This is a genomic window from Mesorhizobium sp. M1A.T.Ca.IN.004.03.1.1 (genome assembly GCF_003997555.1).
Classification (GTDB): domain Bacteria; phylum Pseudomonadota; class Alphaproteobacteria; order Rhizobiales; family Rhizobiaceae; genus Mesorhizobium.
The window spans coordinates 1-242 of sequence record NZ_RZTV01000948.1; the positions used below are offsets into that span (position 1 = coordinate 1).

Here is a 242-nt window from a genome sequence, read left to right on the forward strand (position 1 = left end):
CAGCAGCCCGGTGTAGATCGGGTGGCGGACCAGCCGGTAGGGACCGGTCTCGACCACGCGATGATCGGCCTTGGCGGTGATGGTGCCGGACCACAGCCTGCCGAGATGCAGGCGCGCCCACCAGGCGAAGGCGATGCCGATGGCGATCAGGGCGACACAGATCCACGCCTCGGCAAGCGTCGGCGTCCACAGCCGCAGCCTGCCGGCATAGCCGTGCGCCGGCACGAACAGCAGGATGGTGC

General features: G+C 69.8%; 1 protein-coding gene. It reads right to left on the bottom strand.

Annotated features, from left to right (window positions below):
- Positions 1 to 242 (bottom strand): isoprenylcysteine carboxylmethyltransferase family protein (locus EOD29_RS34480; protein WP_281059268.1); only part of this gene is annotated, 242 nt, incomplete at both ends.